This is a genomic window from Elusimicrobiota bacterium (genome assembly GCA_026388095.1).
In the GTDB taxonomy this organism is placed as follows: Bacteria; Elusimicrobiota; Elusimicrobia; order UBA1565; family UBA9628; genus UBA9628.
Window position 1 is genome coordinate 20,481 of sequence record JAPLKL010000076.1, and the last position, 14,452, is coordinate 34,932.

Annotated in this window: 16 protein-coding genes and 1 tRNA gene; 9 read left to right on the forward strand and 8 right to left on the reverse strand. The window is 66.4% G+C overall.

The window, feature by feature from the left end:
• Position 1 precedes the first annotated feature (1 nt).
• From NTY77_19380 to NTY77_19420, 9 genes are all read left to right on the forward strand, one after another.
• Complete coding sequence (locus NTY77_19380) at positions 2-553, forward strand: nucleotidyl transferase AbiEii/AbiGii toxin family protein (protein MCX5797658.1); 552 nt, start codon at positions 2-4, stop codon at positions 551-553.
• Positions 546-752, forward strand: coding sequence for a hypothetical protein (locus NTY77_19385; protein ID MCX5797659.1), 207 nt, complete (start codon positions 546-548; stop codon positions 750-752). Before NTY77_19380 ends, NTY77_19385 begins: the two co-directional genes overlap by 8 nt.
• A 101-nt stretch (positions 753-853) precedes the next feature.
• Complete coding sequence (locus NTY77_19390; GenBank protein MCX5797660.1) at positions 854-1,324, forward strand: SRPBCC domain-containing protein; 471 nt, start codon at positions 854-856, stop codon at positions 1,322-1,324.
• 13 nt (positions 1,325-1,337) lie between these two features.
• Positions 1,338-4,064 (forward strand): preprotein translocase subunit SecA, encoded by a 2,727-nt coding sequence (gene secA / locus NTY77_19395; GenBank protein ID MCX5797661.1) that lies wholly within the window; start codon positions 1,338-1,340, stop codon positions 4,062-4,064.
• A gap of 4 nt (positions 4,065-4,068) precedes the next feature.
• Positions 4,069-5,709 (forward strand): ATP-dependent Clp protease proteolytic subunit, encoded by a 1,641-nt coding sequence (locus tag NTY77_19400; protein ID MCX5797662.1) that lies wholly within the window; start codon positions 4,069-4,071, stop codon positions 5,707-5,709.
• A gap of 203 nt (positions 5,710-5,912) precedes the next feature.
• Positions 5,913-7,436 carry an apolipoprotein N-acyltransferase gene (gene lnt / locus NTY77_19405; GenBank protein MCX5797663.1) on the forward strand — a complete coding sequence of 508 codons (1,524 nt, stop codon included), beginning with the start codon at positions 5,913-5,915 and terminating at the stop codon, positions 7,434-7,436.
• A gap of 9 nt (positions 7,437-7,445) precedes the next feature.
• The gene (prfB, locus tag NTY77_19410; protein MCX5797664.1) at positions 7,446-8,588 is read left to right on the forward strand and encodes a peptide chain release factor 2; all 1,143 of its coding nucleotides are present in this window, start codon (positions 7,446-7,448) and stop codon (positions 8,586-8,588) included.
• A 137-nt stretch (positions 8,589-8,725) separates the two neighbouring features.
• The gene (locus NTY77_19415; GenBank protein ID MCX5797665.1) at positions 8,726-10,792 is read left to right on the forward strand and encodes a hypothetical protein; all 2,067 of its coding nucleotides are present in this window, start codon (positions 8,726-8,728) and stop codon (positions 10,790-10,792) included.
• Positions 10,793-10,802: 10 nt separating this feature from the next.
• Complete coding sequence (locus NTY77_19420; protein MCX5797666.1) at positions 10,803-11,633, forward strand: RDD family protein; 831 nt, start codon at positions 10,803-10,805, stop codon at positions 11,631-11,633.
• A 72-nt stretch (positions 11,634-11,705) separates the two neighbouring features.
• Here NTY77_19420 and rplA read toward each other — a convergent pair whose 3' ends face one another.
• From rplA to tuf, 8 genes are all read right to left on the reverse strand, one after another.
• Positions 11,706-12,389: a 50S ribosomal protein L1 gene (gene rplA, locus NTY77_19425; protein MCX5797667.1), complete on the reverse strand. Its 684-nt coding sequence runs from the start codon at positions 12,387-12,389 to the stop codon at positions 11,706-11,708.
• A gap of 54 nt (positions 12,390-12,443) precedes the next feature.
• Entirely contained in the window at positions 12,444-12,872 is a 429-nt protein-coding gene (gene rplK / locus NTY77_19430; protein ID MCX5797668.1) for a 50S ribosomal protein L11, read from the reverse strand.
• Complete coding sequence (locus NTY77_19435; GenBank protein MCX5797669.1) at positions 12,857-13,180, reverse strand: hypothetical protein; 324 nt, start codon at positions 13,178-13,180, stop codon at positions 12,857-12,859. Before NTY77_19435 ends, rplK begins: the two co-directional genes overlap by 16 nt.
• A complete protein-coding gene (gene nusG, locus NTY77_19440; GenBank protein MCX5797670.1) occupies positions 13,180-13,731 on the reverse strand; it encodes a transcription termination/antitermination protein NusG in 552 nt (183 codons plus the stop codon). Before nusG ends, NTY77_19435 begins: the two co-directional genes overlap by 1 nt.
• A gap of 1 nt (position 13,732) precedes the next feature.
• Positions 13,733-13,921, reverse strand: coding sequence for a preprotein translocase subunit SecE (gene secE, locus NTY77_19445; GenBank protein ID MCX5797671.1), 189 nt, complete (start codon positions 13,919-13,921; stop codon positions 13,733-13,735).
• Positions 13,922-13,949: 28 nt separating this feature from the next.
• A tRNA-Trp gene (locus tag NTY77_19450) sits at positions 13,950-14,022 on the reverse strand.
• Positions 14,023-14,053: 31 nt separating this feature from the next.
• Positions 14,054-14,209: a 50S ribosomal protein L33 gene (gene rpmG / locus NTY77_19455; GenBank protein MCX5797672.1), complete on the reverse strand. Its 156-nt coding sequence runs from the start codon at positions 14,207-14,209 to the stop codon at positions 14,054-14,056.
• Positions 14,210-14,212: 3 nt separating this feature from the next.
• The coding region (gene tuf, locus NTY77_19460) for an elongation factor Tu (protein MCX5797673.1) at positions 14,213-14,452 on the reverse strand (240 nt) is incomplete at its 5' end.

Genomic DNA, 14,452 nt, shown 5'->3' on the forward strand with positions numbered 1-14,452 from the left:
TATGGATTTCGAGCGCGTCCTAAAGACCCTCCTGGAGGAGTTCGACGAGAAGCGCGTCCGCTACGCCCTCATGGGCGGAGTCGCCCTCGGCGTCTGGGGCGCGCCGCGCACCACCCTCGACATCGACTTCCTCGTCCACCACGACGACCTCGACGCCCTGCACGAGGCCATGCACGCCTTGGGCTACGATCGGGTGGTCTTGACGGAGAACGTCTCCCAATACCATCACGAGGCGCCCGGCTTGGGGTACGTGGATTTCGTGCACGCCTTCCGGCGCATCTCTTTGGAGATGCTGGGCCGGGCCGTCGAGCGGCCCGTCTTCGGCGGGACGCGCCAGGTGCGCGTGCTGCCGCCCGAGGACGTCATCGGCCTCAAGGTCCAGGCCATCGTCAACGACCCCGAGAACCGCAAGGCCAAGGACTCCGCCGACATCGAGGCGCTCATGGAAGCCCGAGGCGCCGAGCTCGATTGGGAGCGCGTAGAGGAATTCTACCAGCTGTTCGCGCTGGAGCAGGAGGCGCGGCGCCTGCGGGAGCGTTTCGACCATGCTTAGCGACGCGCACAAGAAAGAGCTCCTGGAGATGGCCGCCTCGGACCAGCTGCGCCGGGACTTCCGGAATCTTAGGAAAGGGGCGCGGCCCGCGGACCTGGACCTCGACGCTCTGCTGCGCTTCCTCACGGGCGCCCGCCGCTTGGCGCCCGCCAAGCGCGGCCGCCGCTCCCGCCCCGCCTACACCAAGGCCCTGCTCTAGATTCCCTGTCAGGCGCGGCCTTCCATAAACGAGCTTTGTGCCCTGGAATGTCCAATGTCAAGACCTGACCCCCAAATTGGTACAATGAGTCTCGCGATCCTATGCATTCCCGGGACATCGATATCCAGATCCTCATCGCCCGGCCCATCGACAAGGTCTTCGAGGCCTGGATCAAGCCCGAGCTCCTCGAGCAGTGGCTGGCGCGCAGGGCCCGCGTCGAGCCGTCGGCCGGCGGCGCCTACGAGCTCTTCTGGGACCCGGAGAAGCCGGACATCAACAGCACGAAGGGCTGCACCATCTCCAGCATCGTGCCCAACGCGGAGCTCAGCTTCAACTGGAAGGGGCCCGAGCCCTACTCCGACGTCATGGGCGACGCCACCCGGGTCTTCGTGCGCATGGAGCGCCAGGGCGCCGGCACCTTGCTGCGCTTCGTGCACACCGGCTGGGGCAAGGGCGCGCGCTGGGAGGAGGCGCGCCTCTGGCAGGCCAACGCCTGGCGCCAAGCCATCGATAACCTCAAGAACTTCCTGGAGACCTCCGAGAAGCTCCTCGGCGGCCTGTCCATGAACTGAGGCGTGTGAAACCATGAACTTCTGGACCTGGGTCATCTACAGCATCATCGGGACTCCCTCCGAGCGCCTGCTCAAGCGCATGAAGCCGGTCCTGGACCGCATCAACGCTCTCGAGGCGGACATCAAGGCCCTGCCCGACGCGGCCTTCCCGGAGCGCACCGCGGAACTCCGCAGGCGCCTGGCCGAGGCGCTGGCCGACGTCGAGCCGGGGACCACCGAGGAGGAGCGCGCCGCCTTCAAGAAGGCCGAGCAGGCGGCCTTGGACGGGCTCCTGCCCGAGGCTTTCGCGCTCTGCCGCGAGGCTTCCCGCCGCACCATCGGACTGCGGCACTACGACGTGCAGATGCTCGGCGGCATGGTCCTGCACGAGGGCGCCATCGCGGAGATGAAGACCGGCGAGGGCAAGACCTTGGTGGCCACGGCCCCGGTCTACCTCAACGCGCTGAGCGGCCGCGGCGTGCACCTGGTCACGGTCAACGACTACCTGGCCAAGCGCGACTCCGAGTGGATGGGCCCGATCTACAAGTTCCTGGGCCTCACCGTGGGCCGGGTCCAGCACGACATGAGCAGCGAGGAGCGCCAGGAGGCCTACCGCTGCGACGTCGTCTACGTCACCAACAACGAGGTCGGCTTCGACTACCTGCGCGACAACATGGTGGTGCGGCGCGAGGAACGCGTCATGCGGCAGGTCAACTACGCCATCATCGACGAGGTCGACTCCATCCTGGTCGACGAGGCCCGCACCCCGCTCATCATCTCCGGCGCGGCCGAGCGCTCCACCGACCGCTACGCCATCATCAACCGCATCATCCCCCTCTTCAAGACCCGCCTCATCACCGAGGAGGAGGAGATCAAGGCCAAGTACGACGGCACCAACCTCGAGGCGGGCTACGACGCCATCGTCGACGAGAAGAACCACTCCGCGGTGCTGACCGAGGACGGGGTCAAGAAGGCCGAGAAGCTCCTCAACATCCCCAACCTCTACGACGACCTGGAGGGCGAGTGGGTGCACCACATCACCCAGGCCCTGCGCGCCCACTACCTCTACAAGCGCGACGTCGAGTACGTGGTCAAGCCGGGCGAGGACGGCGGCCCCGAGGTCATCATCGTCGACGAGTTCACCGGCCGCCTCATGCCGGGGCGGCGCTGGTCCGACGGCCTGCACCAGGCGGTCGAGGCCAAGGAGATGCTGCCGCCCAAGGAAGAGAACCAGACGCTGGCCACCATCACCTTCCAGAACTTCTTCAAGCTCTACCGCAAGATGGGGGGCATGACCGGCACGGCCATGACCGAGGCCGACGAGTTCTTCGAGATCTACCAGGTCAAGGTCTGCGAGATCCCGACCCACAACCCCATGATCCGCAGGGACGACGCGGACTACATCTACCGCACCGAGCGCGAGAAGTACAAGGCCATCGTCGAGGAGATCACCGAGCTCTGGAAGAAAGGCCGGCCCGTGCTGGTGGGCACGCGCTCCATCGAGAAATCCGAGAAGGTCTCGAACATGCTGCGGCCCCTGGGCGTGCCGCACCAGGTCCTCAACGCCAAGTACCACGAGATGGAGGCGCAGATCATCGCCCAGGCCGGCAAGAAGGGCGCGGTGACCATCGCCACCAACATGGCCGGCCGCGGCACGGACATCCTGCTGGGCGGCAACCCGCAGGACGCGGCGGAGTACGAGGTGGTCAAGTCGCTGGGCGGCCTGCACGTCCTGGGCACGGAGCGCCACGAGGCGCGGCGCATCGACAACCAGCTGCGCGGCCGCTGCGGCCGGCAGGGCGACCCCGGCTCCTCGCGCTTCTACCTGGCCCTCGACGACGAGCTCATGCGCCTGTTCGGCTCGGACCGGCTCTCCAGCGTCATGGAGAAGCTGGGCATGAAGGAGGGCGAGGTCATCGAGTCGCGCCTGGTCTCTCACCAGATCGAGGGCGCCCAGCGCCGCGTGGAGACCCACAACTTCGACATCCGCAAGCAGCTCAAGGACTACGACGACGTGATGAACAAGCAGCGCGAGGTCATCTACAAGCTGCGCAACCAGGTGCTCGACCACGAGTCCATCCAGGGCCAGGTCAAGATGATGATCTCCGAGGACCTGGAGGCCAAGATGGCCGAGATCGCGCCCGGCGACTCCTACCCCGAGCGCTGGGACCTCCTCAACCTCAAGACCTACCTGGAGCGCTCGTTCGGGATGATCTGGGAGATCCCGGCCAAGGTCAACTCCCTGCGCAAGGCCGAGCTGAGCGAGGAGCTCAAGGCCGCCGCGCTGGAGCGCTACGCCAAGCGCGACCAGGACTTCGAGGGCTTCAATTTCCGCGAAGTGGAGAAGATGATCCTCCTGCAGATGATCGACAAGGCCTGGAAGGGCCACCTCTACGACCTCGACCACTTGAAGAAGTCCATCGGCCTGCGCGCCTACGGGCAGAAGGACCCCAAGATCGAGTATCAGAAGGAGTCCTTCGCCTTGTTCGAGGTCATGCTGGGCCGCATCCGCGAGCAGGCCGTGGAGTACGTGTTCAAGGTCCAGGCCCCGCGCCTGCCGGCGCCTGCGCCGGCGGCGCGCGAGGTGCGGGAAGGGGAGCCCCAGCCCGTGGCCAGCGGGAGAGCCGCCGCGCCGCAGCCCAAAGCATCCATCCTCCAGAAGCCGGGCGGCGACGGCCCGCGCGACATCACCAGGATCGGCCGCAACGACCCCTGCTACTGCGGGTCCGGAAAGAAATACAAGAAGTGCCACGGAGCCTAACCGCATGAAAACGACCCTTCTGCTCCCGCTTTGCGCTTTATGGCTCGCAGCCGCTCCGGCGGCCGCGCAGGCGCCCGTCGTGCCGGGGCAAGGCTCGGGCGCGGCGGCGCTGGGCGCCGCTTCCGTCGGGCAGGCGCCCACGGCCTCCCCCGAGCAGCTCGAGCTCACCAAGATCACCGCCGAGAACATGATCTCGGACCAGAAGACCAAGAAGAAGCTGCAGCAGCTCAACGATGAGAAAGAGGGTCTGCGCGTGCAGTACGACCTCTTCGTGCAGAAGCAGAAGCTCAAGAACTCCGAGCTCGAGGTGGAGCTGGACCGGCTGACCAACACCAACAAGCTCTCCGCGCAGAAGCACCAGCAGGACCTCGATGCCACGCAGGCCGCGGTCGACAAGCTCGCGACGGAGAACGCCCTGGCCAAGGAGCAGCACCGGCGCGACCTCGACGCGCTGCAGACCGCGCTGGACAAGGCCGCGACGGAGAACGCGCTGGCCAAGGAGAAGCTCAAGACCGACGTGGCCGCGCTCGACGCGGAGTACGAGAAGCTGGCCGCGCAGGACCGCCTCAACGACGAGCGGCTCAAGGCCGAGACTTCCAAGTCCTCGGCCGAGCTGCAAAAGCTCGCCCTGGAGAACAGCCTGGCCGGCGAGCGCAACAAGCAGGGCCTGCTCGCGCTGGCCCAGCGTCTGGACAAGTCCAAGCTCGAGAACGACCTCAAGGCCGAGGAGGAGCGCGCGGCGACCCTCTCGGACGAGAAGGAGAAGCGGGGCATCGACCTGGCGCTCAAGCGCATGGAGCTGGAGGAGCGCAGGATCAAGTTCGAGGCCCTGAGCATGGACAGCCGCATGGCCAAGCTCAAGAGCGACCTGGAGCTGCGCGACAAGAGGTGGGAGTGGAAGAAGGAGGCCAACACGGAGCCGGTCTACACGACCGAGCCCTTCCGAGACGGGCGCCTGATCGTCAGCGACCGGCGCGTCCCGCTCAACGGCCCCATCTTCACGGGCGTGGCGACCTACGTGACCGACCGCATCCACTACTTCAACAACATCTCCAGCGCGCCCATCTTCATCGTCATCGACCGCTGCCCGGGCGGCTCGGTCATGGAGGGCTACCGCATCATCAAGGCCATGCAGGCGAGCCAGGCCCCGATCTACGTGGTGGTCAAGTCCTTCGCGGCGAGCATGGCCGCGGTCATCACCACCATGGCCGACAGATCCTACGTCTATCCCAACGCCATCATCCTGCACCACCAGATGTCCACCATGAACTGGGGCAACATGACCCAGCTCAAGGAGCAGCTGGAGCTGGCCCGGGAGTGGGAGAAGCGCCTGCACGCGCCCGTGGCCAAGAAGATGGGCGTCTCCCTGGAGGAGTTCCGCAAGAAGATGTACGAGAAGAACTCCGACGGCGACTGGGAAGAGTTCGGCGACAAGGCCGTGGGCTACCACTGGGCCGGCGGCGTGGTGCACGAGATCGACGAGACCGGCTTCCTCAAGAACCCGGACTTCGACGTCAAGCCGGCCAAGCCCGCCTTCTGGCTCGACGAGAAGACGGATGAGAAGGGGTCGCGCTACGTGTCGCTGCCGCGGCTGGACCCCTTCGACTTCTACTTCATCTACAACCCGGACCGGTACTACCGGTAGCCGGCGCTCTTGTCCGTGCTGATGAGTCGGTGTCCAGTGCGGCGGCGCGTTTCGGGCGGCGACCTCTATTGCTAAAAGTCATTATTTTTCAAATAGAATTTGAATCAAACCTCCAGCGCTGGAGGTTGCGAAGGAAAAGGATAGTCGCTGTAAGCGGAATTCGTTATTGGGGTCTCCGTTTCGGCCGCGGGACGGGTCCCTGAATGGGGTTCGATATCCTGCTGGTCATGCTGTGCGGCGCTCTGACCGGACTCGCCCTCCCGAGATCGAGCCTTTGTCTCGTAGCTTGGTTCTCCTTGGCTCCTCTCTTCGCAGCCTGGCGCCGCAGCAAGAGTTGGCGGGGGGCGGCCGTCTTGGGGTTCTGCGCAGGATTCGGGTTTCATGCGACGGTCCTCTATTGGATCTACGACACCTGCCGTTTCGCGGGGCTCCCGGTGCCGGTCGGCCTCATCGCGTGGGGAGCCCTGGCCGCTTTCATGGGGCTCAACTGGGCGCTCATCGGAGCCCTGGGCCAGCGCTTCGCCGAAGGCCGGGGCGCCTGGCGGCCCTGGGCCTGGGCGGCGCTGTGGACCGCGGTCGCCTTCTTCTGCGAGCGCTGGACGCCGCGCCTGTGCACGGACCTGCTCGAATACACCCAGGGACGCCACTTGGCCCTGCTGCAGGTCTCCAGCCTCGCCGGCCCGCATTTCCTGGGCTTCCTCATCGTGGCGGCCAACGCGGTCCTGGAGCAGGCTTGGGCCGAGTCCGGGGGGCGCCCGCGTCAGGCCGCGACCGCGTCGAACCTGGCCGTGGTCCTGGCCTTGCTCGCCGGGTCCTGGGGCTACGGGGTCTTCGAGCTGGCCCGGCGCGACGCCGAGGCGCGCGGGCCGGCGGCGCGGGTGGAGTTCCTGCAGCCGGCCGTGGACCAGTACGAGAAGTTCGACGCGCAGCACGCGCGCGACATCATCGCCAACTTCGATGAGCTGCTCTCCCGCCCCCGGACCGCCCCTCCGGTCCTGGTGATATGGCCGGAGACCTGCCTGCCCTACGTGGTGGTGGGCAAGGGCCTGCTGGAGCCCGCGGCCTGGGGCCGCAAGCTGGGCGCCTGGCAGATCGTGGGCGCGGTGTCCCAGATCGGCGCGGACATGCGCAACTCGGCCTTCCTGCTGGCGCCTTCGGGCGAAGAGGCGGGCGTCTATCACAAGCGCCAGCTCGTGCCTTTCGGGGAGTTCCAGCCCTTCCCGTTCCTGGGGCGGTTCATCGGCCTGCTGAACCAGCTCGGCGGGCTCACGGCCGGCTCGCCCGAGCAGGCCTTCTTCGACACCCCCCTGGGGCTCATCGCGGGCAGCATCTGCTACGAGGCCATGTTCCCGCGCTTGGCGCGGGCCGACGCGGGCCGCGGCGCCCGGCTCGTGGTCAACGTCACCAACGACGGCTGGTACAAGGACACCTGGGGCCCCTATCAGCATTTCGAGGTGAACCTGTGCCGCGCCATCGAGAACCGGGTGACCGTGCTCCGCGGCGGCAACACCGGCATCTCGGGCGTCATCGACCCCTGGGGCGTGGTCACCGCGCGGCTGGACTTGAACGAGCGGGGGCGGCTCGACGCCGAGGTGCCTCTGGCCGACCCCTTCCCGCGGCGGTCCTTCTACGCGCGGCACGGGGACTGGTTCGGGGCCCTGTGCCTGCTCGCCGCGGCGGGCCTGGTCGTCCTCGGCCTCAGACAAGGCCATAAGGGAATTTCGTAGAATAGGGCCATGGACCCACTTTTCGAGGAACTGGCCCGGAAGATGGAGGCGTCTTCCGTGAAGCTGGCCCAGGTCGCCAAGCTGCTCGACCTGCCCAAGCTGCGCAAGAGCGTGGCCGAGCGCGAGGCCGAGGCCGCCGGGCCCGCCTTCTGGCAGGACTCCAGCCTGGCCAAGAAGAAGTCCAAGGAGCTCAACGACCTCAAGAAGCTCGTGGCCTTCTACGAGAAGGCCGACCGGACCCTGGGCGACCTCAAGGCCCATCTGGAGCTGGCCAAGGAGGTCGGCGACGTGGGCGAGCTTAAGGAAGTCCAGAAAGGCCTGAGCACCGCCGAGCGCCTGGTCCAGGACATGGACGCCCGCCTGAAGCTCTCCGGCCAGTTCGACCACGACGACGCCATCGTCAGCCTGCACGCGGGCGCCGGCGGCACCGAGGCCTGCGACTGGTGCGAGATGCTCCTGCGCATGTACTCGCGCTGGGCCGAGACCCACGGCTTCGAGCTCGCCATCACCGACATACTCAAGGGCGAGGGGGCGGGGGTGAAATCCGTCACCGCCTTCGTGCGCGGGGATTGCGCCTATGGCTACCTCAAGAGCGAGATGGGCGTGCACCGCCTGGTGCGCATCTCGCCTTTCGACGCCAACAAGCGCCGCCACACCTCCTTCGCCTCCATGGACGTGCTCCCGGACATCGAGCAGGAGATCGACATCCAGGTCCCGGACTCGGACATCAAGCTCGACACCTTCCGCGCCGGCGGCCACGGCGGGCAGAACGTTAATAAGGTAGAGACCGCGGTGCGCATCACCCACATCCCCACGGGCATCGTGGTGGGCTGCCAGGTCGAGCGCAGCCAGCTGCAGAACCGCCTCAACGCCATGAAGCTGCTCAAGGCCAAGCTCTACCAGATCGAGCTCGACAAGAAGCGCTCGGCCCTGGAGCGGCACTACGACGGCATGGGCGACATCGCCTGGGGCCACCAGATCCGCTCCTACGTCTTCATGCCCTACCAGATGGTCAAGGACCTGCGCACCGGCGAGCAGTCCTCCCAGATCCAGTCCGTGATGGACGGCGACCTGGACCCCTTCATCCAGGCCTACCTCGGCTGGCAGGCCGCCGGCTGCCCGCCCCGGGTCAAGGACTCCCCGGACGAATAGCCGCAAGTCTTGACAAATCGGGGAAGTGGACTTACACTTCCTACATAGGCCGACCCCAGTTGTACCCCGAGGCCTTGTAGCGGCGCGTCGGCTTCTGCCTCGGGCATAAGCCGGCGCCGTTGTTTTTCGGAGGCCCTATGAAACGCATCGCACTCTGCCTGGCCGCGCTGTCGCTGTGCTCGCCCCTCTGGGCCGCCGAGGCCCCTGGCCGGTGCCCCGGCCTGGGCAAGGCTTCGGCCGACGAGCTGAATCAGTGGGCCAATCTCAAAGTGTGCGACCATGCGGTCTGGGCCCTCGTCTATTACAGCAACCCGCGCAACGCCGCCGCCAAGAACGCCTATCTGAAGGCCACCAACAAGAGCGCCATCCTGACCGCGGCGTCCACGGTGTTGGGCAAGACGGACGCCAAGATGGCGGCGCTCATCGAGGCCGGGGACGCCGTCCTGTCCACCGCGGCGGCTCTGGGCTTGATCACGAAGCTCGACAGCCAGCCCCTGGCCGTCCACGTGCCGGCTGCGCCGGACAAGGCCAGCGCCGTCCTCACGGCGCAGAAGTTCAAGATCGCCGCGTTCGCGGCCGGAGACCCCCAGGCCGACAAACTCGACCCCGCGCAGGGCGTGGTGATATTCGGCCACCTGCTCAGCGCCGGGAAGGGCAAGGCCGTGGCCCCGGGCCAGCTGCTCCAGGACTTCAACAAGGCCGTGGTGGCCCTCAACAACCAGATCTCCAACCTGATCCAGTACAAGGTCTTCAAGGACCTCAAGACGAATCTGAGGCCGGGGGAGACCCCCGCAGTGCCGGCGTCTTGGGCGGCTTCCATGGAGAAGTCCCAGAAGCTGGCCGAGGACCTCGCCGGCAAGGCCGAGCCCGCCGGCGACTTCCTCAAGGCCCTCCAGAACATCTCCGACATGGACATGGACAAGGCCGACAACATCAAGGACCTGCCCAAGAAGCCCATCATGAGCTTCCTGGACCCGGTCATGCGCAACGCCCTGCGCGTGCAGTCGCTCCAGGTGGGCAAGGCTTTCGAGCAGGCCAAGCTGTCCCTGAAGGGGAAGACGGTCGGCGAAGCCACCGAGGCCCTTAAGAAGAAGACCGAAGACCGCCGCGCGGAAGAGGCCCGGCAGGCGAAGATCAGCGCCAACACCACGGCCATAGCCGAGAAGATGGCGGGCCTGCTCAACGAGCAGCGGACCGCCGGCGCGCTCCCGGACGCCTCGGGCCCGATCACGGTGACGGCGGGGCCCCAGGGCACTGACAAGAACCAGACGGTGTTCACCGCTACGGACGGGAAGGGCACCAAGGCGGTGCTCAAGACCGTCCCGACCACGGATATCGAGAAGGAGGCGACCCCGGCCGCGGCCGCGGAGAAGCTCGGCACGGTGGCGGCCGCGGACATCCTCAACGGGAACTTCCGCGCCGCCCGCGCGACGGCTCTCAAGGAGGCCCTGACGCCGGAACTGGCGCCGGGCGCCGACGGCAAGGTCCCGCCTCCCGCGCTCCCCAAGGGCGGCGTGCTGGGGCCCGGCGGCATGATGGGCGGCGAACCCGGTTGCGATGCGGCCGGGGGCGACTCCCTGGCCGATTACAAGAAGCGCCTGGCTGAGGACGCCAAGAAGAAGAGCGCGCAGACCAGCGCCGCCCGGCAGAAGCTGGAGGCGGGCTACGACCAGAAGTACCGGGAGATCATGGACAACAAGATCATGACCGAGCCCGAGAGGACCGCGGCCTTGGCCGAGCTCGACAAGCCCTATCCCGCGGCGTCCCAGGCCTTGTCCACGCAGGAGTCCGACAATCAGGTGGCCCAGTTCGAGGCGTCCATGCGGGCCGAGAGGCAGCTGCGCGCGCAGACCGCCCAGCGCGTCGAGACGGTCCGCGACTCCTGGCAGAAGGACGTGAAGTTGGCCCAGAAGTATTACTCGGGAGGCGAGAACCTCGCGCAGTTCCTGACCCCGGCGCTGGTCAAGGCCTACTTCAACGAGCAGTGGGCCGCGGGGAGCTCAAAATACGATGACAACATGACCGCCGCCGTCGGCCAGGTCAAGTTCAACAACCCCGCCTCGGTCGACGAGTTCATGGGCAAACACCTGGCGGGCTGGTGCAAGGACCGGAAGGTGGTCAACGCTCCGGCCACCGCCACGGACCTGAAGCGCGCGGCCGAGCTGCGGCGGCAGGCCCTGTTGAAGCCGGCGCCGGCGAAGTAGAGGAGCGGCGATGGAAGAGTCCGTCCCGGAAGAGGCGCAGGAGCCGTCCGAAGTCGGCGCCGAGCCGCAGGAGTTGGCGGCTTTCAGCGAGCGGGTGGTGGCCTTCAGCCTGGACGTCGCCCTGTTCGTGGCCTGCTACTACGTCTCCTTGGCCCTGGTGTTCCGGAAGCAGCCGGTGGCCTTGAACCCCTACACCGGCCAATGGTCCCTGCTGTGGACCGGCTTCTTCCTCCTCTATCAGGCCTATCTCTCCTGCGAGGGGCGCCGGTCCTTGGGCAAGGCCGCGCTGGGCATCCGCGTGGTCGACCGCTCAGGCGAGGCTCTGGGGCTGGGCGCGGCGGCGCTGCGCTCCGCGCTCTATGTGGCGAGCTCGATCATGAACCTGGGCTTCCTGTGGGCGCTCTTCAATCCGGCGCGGCGCTGCTGGCACGACCTGGCGGTGGGAAGCCTGGTGGTCAGGGACACCGCGAGGCCGGGGGGCGCCCGTCCCCTGGTCCGGCTGGCGGCCGCCGGCTGCATCGCGGTCTTCCTGGGCGTGGTGGCCTGGAAGCACGTCATCGGGCCCCGCTACCAGCGCAACATGGACATCGCCTACGCGCGCGTGGGGGTCATGGAGATCGCCAAGCTCGAGACCATCCATCACCGCAAGTTCGGCGTGTACGCCAAGGACCTCCTGGCGCTGGCCCCGCTCTCCGGGGCTCCGGATGCCTTCATGCGGGACATGGCGAACCTCCTGGACGTGGATTCCGGCATCCGCATCGAGGCGGATGCCAAGGGCTACACGATCACGGCGCGGGCGACCGACGACCGCAAGACCCTGATCATCCAGAAGGGATCCTAGAACGATCGAGGGGCGGACGGACTGCGGCCCAGACAGGAGGACCTGTCTGGGCCGCGCGTGTTCCGGGCCGGACTAGAATTTTTGCGACGGGTCGAGCTTGACCCCGGGCCCCATGCTCGAGGACAGGGTCACGCTGATGAGGTAGATGCCCTTGGAGGACGAGGGCTTGGCCTTGATGAGCACCTCCATCACCGCCTTGACGTTGCCGGTGAGCCGCGCGGGCTCGAACGAGGCCTTGCCCACCGGGACGTGGATGATGCCGTAGTCGTCCACCTTGTACTCCACCCGGCCGGCCTTGAGCTCCTTGACGGTCTTGCCCACGTCCATGGTCACGGTGCCGCTCTTGGGGTTGGGCATGAGGCCCTTGGGCCCCAGGATCTTGCCCAGCTTGGAGAGGTCCTTCATCATGTCCGGGGTGGCCACGAGCACCTCGAAGTCCAGGAACCCCTTGGAGATCTGGTCCACGAGCTCGGCGCCTCCCACGATGTCCGCGCCGGCCGCGGTGGCGTCCTTCTGCTTCTCGCCCTGGGTGACGACGGCGACTTTCTTGGATTTGCCCAGGCCGTGGGGCAAGCCCACGGTGCCGCGCACCTGCTGGTCCGCCTGCTTGGGGTCGACGCCCAGCCGCGCGTGCAGCTCCACCGTCTCGTCGAATTTGGCGGTGGCGCACTTCTTGACCAGCGCCACGGCCTCGTCGAGATTGTACGTCTTGGAGAGGTCCAAGTCCTTGGTGAGATTCACGATCCTTTTGCCCATACCGCCTCCTTGACCTGTTGGCGTCCAGCTCGGCTGGACTCGGTCCGCCTTCGTTTATTCCGCGATCTCGATGCCCATGGACCGCGCCGTGCCCTTGACCATCTGCAGGGCGCTCTTGAGGTCCTTGGTGTTGAGGTCCGGCATCTTCTGCGTCGCGATCTCCTCGGCCTGCTTGAGGGTGACCTTGCCCACCTTGTTGCGGTTGGGCTCGCCGGAGGCCTTGGCCAGGCCGGCCGCGCGCTTGAGCAGCGAGGCCACGGGCGGCATCTTGGTGATGAAGGTGAAAGAGCGGTCTTCGTACACCGTGATGACCACCGGGATGGTCATGCCCGCCTCCATCTTGCGGGAGCGGTCGTTGAACTGCTTGCAGAAATCCATGATGTTGACGCCGTGCTGGCCCAGCGCCGGGCCGACGGGCGGGGCGGGGTTGGCGGCGCCCGCCGGGATCTGCAGCTTGATCTGGGTCTTTATCTTCTTGGCCATAGGTTTCTCCTCAAAAAAAGCCTCGAGATCACGTCCACCGCGAGGAACAGGACAACGATCTTCCAGAAAACGACGCGTTGGGCCCCGAACACCCAGGCCGTGAAATCCGGGCTGAACACCAGCGGCCAGACCAAGGACGCGATGAGGGCCGCGACCAAGGTCCGGCCGAAGAGGGCTATGAAGCCCACCGCGAAGGCCGCCGCCACGGTCAGCAGCGCCAGCACGGCGCCGAACCAGCCCGGCGCGCGGGCGCCCGCGACGTGGATCCGGGGCTCGTGCTGCGGCGGCATGATCTCCGCTTCGACCACTACAGCTTCTCGACCTGCAGGAAATCGAGCTCGACCGGCGTGGGCCGGCCGAAGATGGTGACCATGGCCTTGATCTTGGCCTTGGCGTCGTTGACGTCCTCGACCACGCCCGTGAAGTGCCGGAAGGGCCCTTCGATGATGCGGATGCCCTCGCCCTTCTCGAATTGGACCGCCGGCCTCGGCTTGCCGCCGGCAGTGGAAGCGGAGAGCTCGATGATGCCCTGGATCTCGGCCTCGGGCAAGGGCGTGGGACGCGGCTCGCCCAGGAAGTGGCTGACCCCGGGGATGCCTTTGACCATCCAATAGGTGATCTCATCGACCTTCATGTCGATGAGCACGTAGCCCGGGAAGAACTTGCGCTTGGAGACCCGCTTCTTGTTCTTCTTGACCTCGACCACGTCTTCGGTCGGGATGAGCACGGAGTAGACCTTGTCGGTCAGGCTTTCCAGGGCGACCTTGGTCTCGATGGCGTTCTTGACCCGGTCCTCCCAGCCCGACTGACAATGCACGACGTACCAGCCGCGTTCCAAGGTCGAAGTAGGGGTGATCATTTTACCTTCCCAGTATGGGCCCGATGAGGAAGTTGGTGAGGACGAAATCGATGCAGGCCACGTAGATGGCCACGAGCATCACGATGAGGAGGACCGCATACGTGGACTGCACGGCCTCCTGGCGGGAGAGCCAGGTGGATTTCTTGAGTTCGTAGTACGCTTCTCTGACGAATTGGATGGCGATGTTCATGGACGCCTCGATAGAGCACGGCACCCTGCGGGGGTGCTAGGACTCGAACCTAGATCAGCGGTTTTGGAGACCGCCGTCCTAGCCAATTGGACGACACCCCCAAAGGGCCGCCGGAAGGCCGTCGGCATACGGCTACTTCACTTCCTTGTGCGGGGTCTGCTTGCCGCAGGCTTTGCAGAACTTGCTCAGCTCCAGCTTGAAGTCCTTCTTCTTGCCGCGCTGGAAGTGATAATTCTTGTCCTTGCAGACCGTGCAGCCCAAAGTGACGATGACGCGTTTGTCAGCCATGGGCTAGTCCATTATGTCGCTGACCACGCCGGCGCCGACCGTGTGGCCGCCTTCGCGCACGGCGAAGCGCAGCCCCTTCTCCATCGCGATCGGGACGATCAACTCCGCCTCGATGTCGATGTTGTCGCCCGGCATGATCATCTCCACGCCCGGAGGCAGCGTCACCGCTCCCGTCACGTCCGTGGTCCGGAAGTAGAACTGCGGCCGGTAGCCCTTGAAGAACGGCGTGTGCCGCCCGCCCTC

Excerpts from the sequence above, each read along its gene's own strand:
- NTY77_19380 (MCX5797658.1), top strand. The coding sequence starts at position 2 with ATGGATTTCGAGCGCGTCCTAAAGACCCTCCTGGAGGAGTTCGACGAG.
- NTY77_19385 (MCX5797659.1), top strand. The coding sequence starts at position 546 with ATGCTTAGCGACGCGCACAAGAAAGAGCTCCTGGAGATGGCCGCCTCG.
- NTY77_19390 (MCX5797660.1), top strand. The coding sequence starts at position 854 with ATGCATTCCCGGGACATCGATATCCAGATCCTCATCGCCCGGCCCATC.
- secA (MCX5797661.1), top strand. The coding sequence starts at position 1,338 with ATGAACTTCTGGACCTGGGTCATCTACAGCATCATCGGGACTCCCTCC.
- NTY77_19400 (MCX5797662.1), top strand. The coding sequence starts at position 4,069 with ATGAAAACGACCCTTCTGCTCCCGCTTTGCGCTTTATGGCTCGCAGCC.
- lnt (MCX5797663.1), top strand. The coding sequence starts at position 5,913 with ATGGGGTTCGATATCCTGCTGGTCATGCTGTGCGGCGCTCTGACCGGA.
- prfB (MCX5797664.1), top strand. The coding sequence starts at position 7,446 with ATGGACCCACTTTTCGAGGAACTGGCCCGGAAGATGGAGGCGTCTTCC.
- NTY77_19415 (MCX5797665.1), top strand. The coding sequence starts at position 8,726 with ATGAAACGCATCGCACTCTGCCTGGCCGCGCTGTCGCTGTGCTCGCCC.
- NTY77_19420 (MCX5797666.1), top strand. The coding sequence starts at position 10,803 with ATGGAAGAGTCCGTCCCGGAAGAGGCGCAGGAGCCGTCCGAAGTCGGC.
- rplA (MCX5797667.1), bottom strand. The coding sequence starts at position 12,389 with ATGGGCAAAAGGATCGTGAATCTCACCAAGGACTTGGACCTCTCCAAG.
- rplK (MCX5797668.1), bottom strand. The coding sequence starts at position 12,872 with ATGGCCAAGAAGATAAAGACCCAGATCAAGCTGCAGATCCCGGCGGGC.
- nusG (MCX5797670.1), bottom strand. The coding sequence starts at position 13,731 with ATGATCACCCCTACTTCGACCTTGGAACGCGGCTGGTACGTCGTGCAT.
- secE (MCX5797671.1), bottom strand. The coding sequence starts at position 13,921 with ATGAACATCGCCATCCAATTCGTCAGAGAAGCGTACTACGAACTCAAG.
- rpmG (MCX5797672.1), bottom strand. The coding sequence starts at position 14,209 with ATGGCTGACAAACGCGTCATCGTCACTTTGGGCTGCACGGTCTGCAAG.